The organism is Bacillus cereus group sp. RP29, from assembly GCF_040459765.1.
GTDB lineage: Bacteria > Bacillota > Bacilli > Bacillales > Bacillaceae_G > Bacillus_A > Bacillus_A paranthracis.
Genome location: NZ_JARVHN010000001.1, coordinates 2,762,588 through 2,776,137, shown reverse-complemented (window position 1 = coordinate 2,776,137; position 13,550 = coordinate 2,762,588). Strand labels below are relative to the sequence as shown.

Here is a 13,550-nt window from a genome sequence, read left to right as displayed (position 1 = left end):
AAAATGCAACCAATTATTTCTTTTGAACAATTCAACTTTCAATATAAGCATGCAGCGCAGCCTACTGTGAAAGACATTACATTTCATATATATCCTGGGGAAAAAGTGCTAATTGCTGGACGAAGTGGTTCAGGGAAATCAACATTAGCTCATTGTATGAATGGGCTAATCCCATTTTCTTATGAAGGGACTAGTACTGGTAATATTTTAATTGCTGGAAAAGATCCGAGGAAAAAGAGTGTTTTTGAACTGAGTAAACATGTAGGCACAATTTTGCAAGATCAAGATGCACAATTTATTGGTCTTACAGTAGAAGAAGATGTAGCCTTTTATTTAGAAAATGAATGTGTAAATCAGGATGAAATGAAAAAGATTGTCTCGGAGTCATTAAAAAAGGTAGGGATGCATACTTTTCATAAACAAAGTCCGCATGAATTATCTGGAGGGCAAAAACAAACTGTTTCTTTAGCGGGTTTGTTAACAACAAATGCTCCTATATTATTGTTCGATGAACCGTTAGCAAATTTAGATCCAGCTAGCAGCTTACATACAATTGAACTTATTAAAAATATACATAAGCAATATAATAAAACAATTGTAATTATTGAACATCGAATAGAAGAAATGTTAAATCTGGATTTAGATAAAATTATTTTAATTGATGAAGGGGAAATTGTTGCGATAGGGACACCAGATGAGATTTTAGCGTCAAATATATTACCCTCAATCGGATTAAGAGAACCTATGTACATAGAAGGATTAAAAAGATTACATTTTGATAGTAATAATGACGTAATATATCCACTTGAAAATCTTCATAAGGAAAGTATTAGTGGCGTAATAAAAGAGTGGATGGAGAAAAAAGCTTTTTGTAAAGATACTCCTACAAAAAAAGAATTATTGAAAGTAGAGAATTTATCATTTTCATATCCTAATAAACAAAAAGTATTAGAGAATGTAAATTTATCCATATATGAAGGAGAAATTGTAGCACTTTTGGGCCATAACGGAGCTGGAAAATCAACATTAGCTCATAGTCTTATAGGAATAAACAAAACAAAAAATGGAAGGATTTTAATTGATGGAGTAAATATCAATTCTTGGTCTATATGTAAACGCGGTGAGATTATATCTTATGTCATGCAAAATCCAAATCACATGATTACACAACCTACTGTTATAGAAGAGGTTTCATTCACATTAAAATTAAAAAAGGTTTCAAAGAAAGAAATTAAGTTTAGAGCGGAGGAAGCGTTAAAAATTTGTGGTTTGTATCCATTTCGAAATTGGCCAATTCAGGCGTTAAGTTATGGACAAAAAAAGAGATTAACGATTGCATCTGTACTAACAGCAAATCCAAAACTTATCATATTAGATGAACCGACAGCGGGACAAGATTATTATCATTATAAACAGTTTATGTCGTTTATTAGAAAATTAGCTAAAAAGGGAATATCATTTATTTTTATCACACACGATATGAATCTCGCATTGGAATATGCAGACAGGGCGATAGTTTTACACGAAGGGAGAATTATTGCGAATCATACCGCATCCATTGTATTAGGACATCCAGAAACGTTACAAAGAGCGAACTTAAAGGAGAGCTCTTTATTCAAACTCGTTAAATTTAGTGGTATTGCAAATCCTGAAAAATTTATGGAACTGTATTTTAATGATATTAGGAGGGAGGAAGGTGTATAATACATATTTTCATCGCATGGACGGAGCAGTGAAATTGTTGTTATTTATTTTTTGTATGACGCTTACCTTTTTATTTTTTGATTTTCGCGTATTGCTATTCGTATTTATAATTGGATGTATCGGACTTTTAGTTGCTAAAATTCCATTTCGTAAAATTTTTATTGTTTTTACTGTTATATTTACATTTAGTTTATTAAATTCTGTCATGATCTTATTTATTACACCAACCCATGGATCTGAATTAACTGGATCGTATACTTCATTTATGTATATTGGATATGCAACAATTACATACGAAACATTATTTTATGCAGCTACACTTTCGTTAAAGTATTTTACGTTATTACCATTTACACTTATTTTTATTTATACGACTGATCCAAGCAAATTTGTGAGTAGCTTAAGTAAATTTCGAATTCATTATAAAATTACTTATGCGATAAATATTGCATTACGTTATATACCTGATATTCAGTCCGAATATAAAGTTATTAAACATGCCCAAGAGGCGAGAGGAGTAGCTTTCGAAAAAGGAGAAGCAAGTTTATGGATCCGCATGCAAAACCGTGTCTTAATTTTTTGGCCTTTAATTATTCATTCTTTAGAGAGAATCGATACAGTTTCAAACGCAATGGATTTAAGAGGGTTTGGAAAGAAGGATACACGTACGTGGTTCTATACAAATAAAGCGAAAAGCCAGGATTTCATTGCTTTATTTGTAGGTATTTTTATTTTAATTGCTGCAGTATATGTAAAGTTACATGTATTTCAAAATTTTTGGTATCCATTTTAAAGCACTCTCAAATGAGTGCTTTTACTTATTTTTATATAGACATGCTCAAAAAAGGGATATTTACATAATGTATAATACGAACCAGTTAAAATGATCAACTACCTATTAGTTTTCAAACCAAAAGGAGGAGAAAATATGAGTTACGGTGGTTCTTGTGGTTTTGGTGGAGGTTTCGCTTTATTAGTTGTGTTATTTATTTTATTAATTATCGTTGGATGCAGCTGCTGGGGCGGAGGGTACTAATTTTTAGTTAGTCTCCACAAATGTAAAACTAAAAAACATAGAAGATACTTATGTATCGAAACAGATAAAAAAGGAGCATAATTGCTCCTTTTTTATTTATTGTTAAATGCGTTTGTATTACATTTCGGAAATGTAATTGTCAAAGTAGTACCTTTATTCATAACGCTTCGGATTTTCAAATTACCTTGCATCGTTTCAATGATCTTAACAGCAACCATTGTACCTAAACCTGTACCTTTCGTTTTTGTACTAAAATATGGTTCGCCAAATCGATTTATTTGCTCTTGTGACATACCAATTCCGCTATCTTCAATTCGTATGATAACTTTATTATTACTAATAGAAGAGGAGATATTTAAAGTACCGCCATTAGGCATTGCTTCAATACCATTTTTTAATAAGTTTAAAAAACATTGCTGAAAGTGCTGTTTATTACCAACTATTGTTGCCGTAGAGAAATCTTTTGTAATATGTATTGTATTCATATTACATAAAGGTAAGATCATATTAATAACTCGATTTAATTCTTGTTCTACTGAAATCTCATCTAATTTTTCTGAAGCAGGTTTGGCAAACGTTAAATAATCATCAATAATTCCTTGGGCGTGATGTAATTCTTCCAGTATATGCTTAATATACTCGTCTCTTGATTCTAGAGTTAAATTTGGTGTTTTTAAAAGTTGTGTAAATCCTTTTACAACAGTTAAGGGATTTCTTACTTCGTGCGATATACTAGCAGCGAGTTGGCTAACAATCTCCATTTTTTCCATTTTAATTAACTTCGATCGCATGCATACTGCATCTTTTAAAACTTCATTAAAATAAACTACAAACAACATTAAAACGGTTGGTAATATTATGAAATAAATGGTGTACAAATTATTCACTTCAAAATCTGATAAAGTTAATACAATTACAGTTGTAAATATTGCTAAGAAAAATGTTAAAAACATTGCATAAGCTACTTTAATTTTTCTATTATACGTATTAAATTTTGCGGATGCGAATGCTGTAATGATAAACATTGTTCCATACACTACTATTGTTAACATACTAAATCCATAAAATGAAAATCTTGTAATTAATAAAATAGCAAACAATGTTATACCGACAGGGAAGCCACCATAAAGCGTACCTACTATAACCGGTATTTGTCTTAAATCATGAATACAATTTTCATCCATATAGATAGGATAGCGCATACATAAAATAAGAGGGATACTCGTACAAAGTATAATAAGTAGTTTTTTATATTTCTTCAAATTGCGCCCGCTATCATATATAAAATAAAAAATAAATATGCTACTTAAAATGTATAGAAGGTTATTTAACACGTGTTGATTGATATACACAAAGTTCATAATATTTGCCTCGTTATTTTTAATTTCCTTTTCATATATATTATCATGATAATAGTATAAACTATATATTTGTTTGAATAATATAGATTTATATCTTTTTAGTATTCGACACGTTTACCCACTCTTCATAAAATTCTTTAACTGATGCATATCGTTCGGTTCGGTTTTCATTTACTGTGCGATACGCTATTTCATATAAATCCCTACTTGCTTCCCATTTTGTAAAGGAGCGATCTTTTCCACCACCTAAAATCGCGAAAGCCATTGCCCCCATATTAAATACATTTGTTCTCGAATCAATTATAGCGTTTAGCTCAAATTCTTCAGGAGACATAAAACGTGAGGAACCCCATAATCTTCCCATTTTATTTACGTATGGTTTTTTAGAATATAAATCAATATCACAAATTTTCGTTTCATTTGTATTAAAATTATACATAATACTACCATCATAAAAATCTATCGCTACATATTTTTTCTTTTCGACATATGTATGGAAAGAAAAAATGGAATTTAAGGATTGAACTCGTTTTCTAACAGGTAAATGCTTAAATTTATAAAATGGAGAGTTTGGATTTTTATATTTTTCAGGAGGCGGGAAACTCCAGTGCGAATGAAGACATTCACCATCAAACCAATCGAAAATTAATACATATCCAGATTGAACTGGAAAGTGTTCAATTAGTTTTATAAGCGAGTTGTGTTTTAATTCCTCGTATAGGAAAACTGAATTTTTTAAACGTTCAATAGCGTCGTTTATTGTTCCTTCGTATGCAATTGTTTGTGCCCCTGCGTATTTAATGAATTTTTTATGGCCATTTTTTTCAACACCAAAACTTATATTACCTGAATCTTGCTGGTCAAAAACTGCAAATACGGTTCCTAATTTCAATAGCCAATCAAAATTATGATGTTCTTTTAACTGGAATGTAACTTGATTTAACTGAATTTCAACTGGAATATCTTTCATATTATACCTCGCATTTATTATAATTAAGTTATATATTTCAGTATTCGACACGTTTTGTAAAAATCCTATGTGAATCACATGAAATTTATATAAATATAATAATAAACAATTATAAAAAGGTGGATAAAATGGAACAACAAATCGTTATTAAACCATATGAAAAAGAGTGGCACGAAGAGTATTTAATAGAAAAAGAGAAATTTATTTCTTTATTCGGGGAAGATTGTATTGCTATTGAACATATAGGGAGCACATCTGTACAAGGGTTAGGAGCGAAACCTTTAATTGATATGATGATTGGCGTAACAGATTTGCAAATTATCGAAAAGTGGATTGGTGATCTATTAAAAATCGGATATGAGTATGTTCCAAAAGAAACACCTAATTGGCGTTTTTTTAGAAAGGGAAAATGGAGAGCAGGTACTCATCATTTACATGTTTATATTTATAATAGTGACGAATGGAAAAACAATCTTTTATTTCGAGACTTTCTAATAAAGCATGAATGGGCACGTAAAGAATATAGAGAACTAAAAGAGAGACTTGCAGCTACATATCCTTTTGATCGTGTTTCTTATACAAATGCAAAAGCACCATTTATTCAAAAGATATTAGAATTAGCTAAAACTCAAAAGAATTAACATTACAGATTTTTATCTGAAAAAATTTAAAAAATCCCTTCCTGCGTTATTTATAGGGAGGGATTTTTTCTTTTGTCATAACGATATACATCTAATTATTGGAGACAGATTAGTTTATTTATTTCGATATTTCTAGTACATTGAAAATATTAAGGGGGAATGAAGCAATGAAAGCAATTTTACATCAATATAAAAAAGGGGTAGAGGGGTTAGAATATAAGTTTTTATCTGAAACAAATCCTAATGCCGGGGAAGTAAAAGTAAAGTTAAAAGCAGCAGGATTAAATCATAGGGATTTATTTATTATAAACAATAGAAAAGAAATGGATCTACCGTTAGTAATAGGGTCAGATGGTGCAGGTATTGTTACAGAAATAGGAGAAGGTGTTTCAGCTGATTTATTACAAACCGAGGTCATTATTAATCCTAGTATTGGATGGGATAATATTGCCGAAGTACCAGAGTTACCAGAGGTGTTAGGGGGACCAAAAGATGGAACGTTTGCTGAATATGTAATTGTCCCAGCTGAAAATGTAGTAGGAAAACCGTCATATCTTACTTGGGAAGAGTCTGGCGTTCTATCTTTATCGGCACTAACTGCATATAGAGCGCTTTTTACAAAGGGTAGATTAAAGCGTGGGGAACATGTTTTAATTCCTGGGATAGGCGGCGGTGTAGCGACATTTGCTATGTTATTTGCAAAAGCAATTGGCGCAAAAGTAAGTGTTACTTCAAGGGTAGAGAACAAAAGAAAATTTGCCGAAGCATATGGCGCAGATTTTTCTTTTAATAGTTCTGGAAATTGGGAAGAGAGTTTATGCGGAGGGAAAGTAGATTTAATAATTGATAGTATAGGTCCAGCAACATTCTTAAAATACTTTGATGTATTAAAACCGAATGGGAGAATTGTTAATTTTGGTGCAAGCTCCGGAGATAAAATTGAATTACCTTTACGAGCGTTATTTTATAATCAAATCGATATTATGGGGACATCTATGGGTAGCAGTGAAGAATTTAATGAAATGATTAAGTTTATAGAGAAATATAAGATTAAACCAATTATGGATAAAGTTTATTCGTTGGAAGAAGCGATTCAAGCGTTAAGACGTATGGAGCAGGGAGAACAGTTTGGTAATATCGCTCTACGTATGGAATAAAAATATGATTTAATAACCTATGTTTTTATATGTATATGTTATGTAATATATACACTTTTAGTTAGTGGGTTATATGATTTTAAAGGTTTTTCCATCATATATATTTTTAATGCGTGTAAATAGTTACATAATTGTCAAATGAAAAATAGTAACATGAATAAAGTGAAAATCTAAATGTGTGTAAATGTTGTATACTGTGTAAATCAAGTAAACTTGTATCTTAATTTCAAGTGAAATAAGAAATTATAAGGAGAGAGTAATGTGAATTACGCAGTATTTCAATGGATAAACAATTTAGCAGGTACATCTGTACTCTTAGATAAGGTAATGATTGCTATTACAAATAGTGCTGCATATGTGGCTATTCTATTCATGCTTATCTTATGGTTTCATAACGGAAAGAAAGAGAATGCGATAAGAAAACAATATACAGTGTTGTATACGACACTTTCAGTAATAATTGCATTGCTAGTAAATGTTTTTATTCATTTAGTATACTATCATCCACGTCCTTTTGTATCATATGATGTGAATCAATTAGTACCCCACGCAGAAAACTCATCCTTTGTTAGTGATCATTCTGTACTTGTATTATCGATTGCATTCATGTTTATTCTTAGAGGAGAAAAGTTAAGATATATCGCACTTTTGTGGGCAGTATTAGTTTGTATATCACGTTTGTATGTAGGTGTTCATTTTCCTTTAGATGTAATGGGTGCGGCTGTCATAACGATTTTAACAAGCTGTTTATTATTGCAGAAAAAACGTATTTTTGAACCAATAGCAAAACTTGTTTTCAAAATGTATGCATTCGTAGCGAAACGAATTCGTTTTTTAGAGAAATATAACCATGTAGCTTAAATTTCATAACTAGCCTTTTATAGTTTAGGAAAAAATCCCCCTTTGGAAATTCAGAGGAGGATTTTTTGTTGTATACAAGTGAATAGATTACTTGCAATAACAATTTGAGTGTTATGCAAAAAAAGAATGAATATTCTTAAATTTCACGTGCTGTATTTTAAGTATTTAAATAACTGACAATAACTATAACTAGTTTCACACTGTTTTAAAGGAATTCATACGAAAACTTCGAAACATATAGTATTGAAAGTAAAAACTACATATTTTGTAGCACATCTTTGTAGTAATTAATGGTGAAAGAAAGGAGCGAAATATGCATAAACTTCAAACGAATAAAGGCGCGCGGTATTTTATGATTGCTTTTATTGTTTTGTTTCTTATTATGCTTTTGCGTTTTTTCTATATTCAAGCAGTAGGGGTCGTGCATAATGTGAATGTAAAGGATCTTGCAACTGAACAACATAATAAAAATGGTGTTTTGGAAGCGAATCGTGGCACGATTTATGATCAAACTGGAAAAGTGCTCGTTCAAGATTCAACAACGTATCGTGTTGTTGTGAATTTGAAAGGTAATGGCAAATTGAAAAATAAAGATGAAACCGCAGCGCAATTAGCTGATGCGCTTGAAATTAATAAAGAAGATGTGTTAAAGAATTTCCATGAAGGGCGTACGCAAGTTGAAATCGGAAAAGTTGGCCGGAATTTGTCTAGGGAAAAGAAAGAACAAATTAAAAAATTGAAAATCCCAGGTGTTTCTTTTATGCCTGAGAAAGCAAGAGTGTATCCAAATGAAGATTTTGCATCTTATATACTTGGTTTTGCTAGACCAGACGATAAAGGAAATACAGAAGGGAAGTTTGGGCTTGAAAAAAGTTTAGATAAATATTTGCGCTCGACAAATGGGAATATAGAATATGTGGGAGCGCGAGGAGGTATCCCGCTTACAAATGATATAGGAAAAATAGAACCTGCTAAACATGGAAATAACGTATATCTTACGCTTGATAAACAAATTAATAGTTTTTTAGAAGAAGCGATGAATAAGGCGCAAGAGCACTATGATCCTTCTATGTTAGTAGGTATTATAGCGGATCCAAAGACGGGGAAAGTTTTAGCTATGTCTAGTAAACCTAGTTTTAATCCTAATAAAGGGGATATTGAATACTTTTTAAATGATCCAATCGCAAATGCATATGAACCAGGTTCAACGATGAAAGTATTTACGTTAGCTGCAGCAATTAATGAAGGTGTATATAACGGGAAAGAATATTTTCAATCCGGCAAGTATTCAGTAGGTTCATCTGATATAAAAGATCATAATGGTGGATTTGGATGGGGATCTATTACATTTGATGAAGGTTTTGAAAGATCATCAAACGTAGCTTTTTCTATTTTAGAAGATCAGTTATTAAAACCAAATAAATTTAAGCAATATATGAACAAATTTGGTTTTAACCAAAAAACGGGAATAGATTTACCTGGTGAAAGTAAAAATACTTTATTATTAAATACACAAATTCAACAAGTAACAACTTCTTTCGGACAAGGTTCTACAGTAACTCCAATTCAATTAATCCAAGCTGCAACCGCTATAGCAAATGACGGGAAAATGATGCAACCATATATCGTTGACAAAGTTGTAAATCCAACAAACAAGCAAGTTATTATGGAAAATCAACCGAAAGAAGTTGGCAATCCGATAAAAAAAGAGACTGCGGACAAGGTAAGAGACTTAATGGAGCGTGTTATTACGTCTTCAAAAGGTACAGGTACAATGTATAAAGTCGATGGTTACCCAATAGGAGGCAAGACAGGAACAGCGCAAATTCCGAATCCTGAAAATGGACGATATATGGAAGGAAAAGAAAATTATATTTTTTCATTTTTAGGTATGGCTCCAATTGATGACCCAGAGTTAATTGTATACTTAGCTATTAAGCAGCCAAAGTTAAAGGGAGATGAATATGGAGCTCAGCCACTCGCTGAAATATTTAAACCAGTTGTGAAAAATAGCCTTGAATATTTAAAGGTGAAACCATATACAGAACAACAAATGACCGATGCAACGAAAAAATCCCAATTAAAAGTGCAAAACTATGTGAATCAATCAATAGATACGGTAGAGAATAATGTAAAAAAAGAGAAACTCCAACCGATAATTTTAGGAGAAGGAAAAATTAAAAAACAATATCCGCAGTCTGGTGAAGTAATGAGCGAAGGTGATCGTATATTTTTATTAGGAAACAACGCAACAATGCCCAATTTACAAGGTTGGTCCATGCGTGATGTTATGTATTTTTCTAAACTATTAAAATTAGATTTAAAAACTTCAGGTACGGGTTATGTAACAAATCAAAGTATTGAAAAAGGACAAGCTATACAAGAAGGCGATATATTAGAACTAGAATTAGAACCACCGTTACAACCGTTAGCAGAGGCAAATACAAATTAATTCAGGAAATATGAAGGGTCTATATAATAGACTCTTTTTTTTATGATTCAAGTAATTTCACGCACCGTAATTTTTAGGGGAAATAATAAACTTAACAGTTACTAAAACAGAAAAACCTACATATATTGAAATTAGAACGACTGTTCAAATTTTTGTATGAAACGACGGAAGGAGTCTACATTGAATAAAAGACGATACGATAGCGATTTAGCCAAAGAAATAATAGCAGAGAAGGCGACAGAATTATTTTCCTTAAAAGGATATACAAGAACTTCAATTGATAACATTGCAAAAGCCTCTGGTTATAGTAAAGGACATATATATTACCATTATAAAAATAAAGAAGAATTATTTGTTTATTTAGCTAAAGACAGTATGAGAAATTGGCACGATAAATGGGAATTAGCAGAAAAACAGTATACAAACGCTACTGGGAAATTATATGGGATAGCTAAATTTGTACTTTATAATTACACAACGCCATTATTAAGAGCAGGACAAGAACTTGCCTCTGATCCGAGCGCGAACCCTTCTACAATTCAACAACTCTATGGTTTAGCTGTTATCCCTTTAAAAACATATCAAAAAATTTTGGATGAAGGTATACAAAGTGGTGAATTTTATATAGAAAATGTTGAGGATTCAAGTCTTTTATTAGGTTCATGGCTAGGTGGATTATGTCAATTCATTCATTCATTTGAAACAGAGAAATTAGAAGTTTTATTTAATGAAGCCATTACGATTTTTTTACTTTCTATTTCAAACAAACATGCGTAGCATTACAAGCGAATTAGAACGATTGTTCAAATCTTTACACTCGTCCGTTTTCATTATATGTATTAACAACAGGAGGTTTTTTATATGGGTGAACAAAGAGTCGCAATTATAACTGGCGGAGCTTCTGGTATCGGTAAAGCTTTAGCTATTCAATTAGCAAATAAAGATATATTTGTAATTATCGCAGATATTAATGAAACAAGTGGTCAAGAGCTTGTGAATAATATAAAAAATAATAATCAACTAGCTAGGTTCGAATATTTAGATGTTACTAACGCTGAATCCGTAGAGGAACTTATTATAAAAATAGTTAATGAGTTTGGTAGAATTGATTATATGTTTAATAATGCTGGGATTGCTATGTATGGAGAAGTATTCGATATGTCTTTAGATAATTGGAAACATATTATTGAAATAAATTTATTAGGAGTAATTTACGGGACACAATTGGCTTACCAATTCATGAAAAAACAAGGATTTGGTCATATCATTAATACTGCGTCTGCAACAGGTTTAGGACCTGCTCCACTTTGTACCGCGTACGCAACAACAAAACATGCTATCGTCGGTTTAACAACGTCATTACATTATGAGGCAGAAGAATACGGTGTAAATGTAAGTGTACTTTGTCCAACTTTTGTAGATACACCCATATTTGAAAAATCAATTGCAATTAATATGAATAAGGGCCAAATTATAAAACAACTAAAAACAAATAAGCCGATTTCAGCAGACAAGTTTGCTGAAATTGCACTGAAAGCTATTCATAAAAATAAATTAGTTATATGTCCAATGCCGTTTAAAAAAACAATGGACGTATTCTTTACCTTATTTCCTTATCTTCATAAAAAGCTAATGCGTTTCATATACCGAATTGGTCGAAAAGCAAAAATGAGGCAACTATAAATATCTGATTATTTTGTATTTAAAGTTAAAGTAAATTGTGATAATATGGAAAAAATCAAATGCAGTGAAGAGAAGAGTAAATAAGATGAATTTTTCACAGAGAGCTCCATTTAGCTGAAAAGGAGTAAAAATTCTTTATTGAACCAAGCCTCTGAGCAGCGCATCGGAACCTATAATTAGGGGGTGGTGTGACGGGAGCTCCCGTTATAGAGCTATGGTATAAGCATGAATTAGAATGCAGTACCAGATAAGGTTAATATGGTGACATATTAACAAACTAGGGTGGCACCGCGATGATAAATCTCGTCCCTAAGACTAACAGTCTTGGGGGTGGGATTTTTTTATTGGTTTAAAACACTTTGGAAAGCGGGGGCCTAAAATGAAAAACTTACTTAACGATTGGAAATATCCTTTATTACTACTGTCCGGAGTTGGTATTGCAAATTTAGGGGCATGGATTTACTTAATAGCACTGAATGTACTTGTCTATCATATGGGTGGCTCAGCCTTAGCTGTTGCTACTTTATATGTAATTAAACCATTAGCTGCTCTATTTACAAACGCTTGGTCAGGAAGCATGATTGATCGTTTAAATAAACGGAAATTAATGATTCACCTCGATATATATCGCGCGGTATTTATCGCTATTTTACCTTTACTTCCATCACTTTGGATCGTTTATGTATTCGTATTCTTTATTAGTATGGCCAATGCAATTTATGAGCCAACTGCGATGACGTATATGACGAAATTAATACCAGTTGAACAAAGACAACGTTTCAACTCATTGCGTAGTTTAATAGGGTCTGGTGCCTCTGTAATTGGTCCATCGATAGCGGGAGCATTGTTAATAGCAAGTACACCAGAGTTTGCTATATATATGAATGCTATAGCATTTCTCTTATCAGGAGTAATTACCTTGCTGCTACCTAATCTTGATAAAAAACCTGATATTCATACATCAAATGACAGGTTGTCTTTAGCTGTACTAAAAAAAGATTGGACCATCGTTTTAAATTTTAGTAAAAAATCTTTGTATATCGTTTTCGTGTACTTCTTATTTCAAGGGATGATGGTGTTAACTGCCGCAAATGATTCACTTGAATTGTCATTTGCGAAAGAAGTTTTATTGTTAACAGATAGTGAATATGGTTTTTTAGTTAGTATTGCTGGAGCCGGATTTATTTTAGGAGCAATAACAAATACAATTTTATCAAAAAAATTAACACCTTCATTTTTAATTGGAATAGGATCATTATTCATCGCAATCGGTTATATCATTTATGCTTTTTCAAATGATTTTTTAATAGCTGCTATCGGATTCTTTATTTTATCTTTCTCTATGGCATATGCAAATACAGGATATTATACCTTTTATCAAAACAACGTTCCCGTTCACATAATGGGACGGATTGGAAGTATATATGGACTAGTAATTGCCGGCATAACCATTTTGATTACGATTCTATTCGGAGTTGCAACTCAATTTATTTCTATACAACTTGTAGTTATTGTAGGATCATTGGTAATGTTACTTATAACTATTATATTGTGTGTGTTTACTTTATTGCCTTCACATTCTAAGGTGAATTCTTCTGAGTCTATACATTCGAAATAGTTCTCTTAGTTTTGATTTAAATCTTACGATGTTCAATAGGAGGGTTATCCCTCCTATATATGGAAAT

The 13,550-nt window shown here is 31.7% G+C and carries 12 protein-coding genes and 1 other annotated feature; of the genes, 10 read left to right on the top strand and 2 right to left on the bottom strand.

What is annotated here, in order from left to right; all coding sequences use genetic code 11:
- Nucleotides 1-3 precede the first annotated feature (3 nt).
- The 3 genes from QCI47_RS14845 (at nt 4) to QCI47_RS14835 (ending at nt 2,740) form a co-directional block, all read left to right on the top strand.
- Nucleotides 4-1,704: an ABC transporter ATP-binding protein gene (locus QCI47_RS14845; RefSeq protein WP_309423015.1), complete on the top strand. Its 1,701-nt coding sequence runs from the start codon at nt 4-6 to the stop codon at nt 1,702-1,704.
- Nucleotides 1,697-2,497, top strand: coding sequence for an energy-coupling factor transporter transmembrane component T family protein (locus tag QCI47_RS14840; RefSeq protein ID WP_000282907.1), 801 nt, complete (start codon nt 1,697-1,699; stop codon nt 2,495-2,497). The genes QCI47_RS14845 and QCI47_RS14840 overlap by 8 nt, the downstream gene beginning before the upstream one ends.
- A gap of 135 nt (nt 2,498-2,632) precedes the next feature.
- Entirely contained in the window at nt 2,633-2,740 is a 108-nt protein-coding gene (locus QCI47_RS14835) for a YjcZ family sporulation protein (RefSeq protein WP_000120182.1), read from the top strand.
- Nucleotides 2,741-2,832: 92 nt separating this feature from the next.
- On the opposite strand, the gene QCI47_RS14830 is transcribed toward QCI47_RS14835, so the two are convergent.
- Entirely contained in the window at nt 2,833-4,101 is a 1,269-nt protein-coding gene (locus tag QCI47_RS14830; protein WP_309423017.1) for a LytS/YhcK type 5TM receptor domain-containing protein, read from the bottom strand.
- A gap of 88 nt (nt 4,102-4,189) precedes the next feature.
- Complete coding sequence (locus QCI47_RS14825) at nt 4,190-5,071, bottom strand: protein kinase family protein (RefSeq protein WP_309423019.1); 882 nt, start codon at nt 5,069-5,071, stop codon at nt 4,190-4,192.
- A 128-nt stretch (nt 5,072-5,199) separates the two neighbouring features.
- Here QCI47_RS14825 and QCI47_RS14820 point away from each other — a divergent pair, with 128 nt between their 5' ends.
- From QCI47_RS14820 to QCI47_RS14790, 7 genes are all read left to right on the top strand, one after another.
- Nucleotides 5,200-5,712 carry a GrpB family protein gene (locus tag QCI47_RS14820; RefSeq protein WP_000437686.1) on the top strand — a complete coding sequence of 171 codons (513 nt, stop codon included), beginning with the start codon at nt 5,200-5,202 and terminating at the stop codon, nt 5,710-5,712.
- A gap of 167 nt (nt 5,713-5,879) precedes the next feature.
- Nucleotides 5,880-6,869, top strand: a complete 990-nt coding sequence (locus QCI47_RS14815) for a zinc-binding dehydrogenase (RefSeq protein WP_000644319.1) — start codon at nt 5,880-5,882, stop codon at nt 6,867-6,869.
- A 261-nt stretch (nt 6,870-7,130) separates the two neighbouring features.
- The gene (locus QCI47_RS14810) at nt 7,131-7,730 is read left to right on the top strand and encodes an undecaprenyl-diphosphatase (protein WP_001104979.1); all 600 of its coding nucleotides are present in this window, start codon (nt 7,131-7,133) and stop codon (nt 7,728-7,730) included.
- Between the two features lie 313 nt (nt 7,731-8,043).
- Nucleotides 8,044-10,182, top strand: coding sequence for a penicillin-binding protein (locus tag QCI47_RS14805; protein WP_000549357.1), 2,139 nt, complete (start codon nt 8,044-8,046; stop codon nt 10,180-10,182).
- Between the two features lie 180 nt (nt 10,183-10,362).
- Nucleotides 10,363-10,959, top strand: coding sequence for a TetR/AcrR family transcriptional regulator (locus tag QCI47_RS14800; RefSeq protein ID WP_001042680.1), 597 nt, complete (start codon nt 10,363-10,365; stop codon nt 10,957-10,959).
- Nucleotides 10,960-11,043: 84 nt separating this feature from the next.
- Nucleotides 11,044-11,865, top strand: a complete 822-nt coding sequence (locus tag QCI47_RS14795; protein WP_309423022.1) for an SDR family NAD(P)-dependent oxidoreductase — start codon at nt 11,044-11,046, stop codon at nt 11,863-11,865.
- 55 nt (nt 11,866-11,920) lie between these two features.
- Nucleotides 11,921-12,179: a binding site (T-box leader), on the top strand.
- A 65-nt stretch (nt 12,180-12,244) separates the two neighbouring features.
- Nucleotides 12,245-13,483 carry an MFS transporter gene (locus tag QCI47_RS14790; protein ID WP_309423024.1) on the top strand — a complete coding sequence of 413 codons (1,239 nt, stop codon included), beginning with the start codon at nt 12,245-12,247 and terminating at the stop codon, nt 13,481-13,483.
- Nucleotides 13,484-13,550 lie beyond the last annotated feature (67 nt).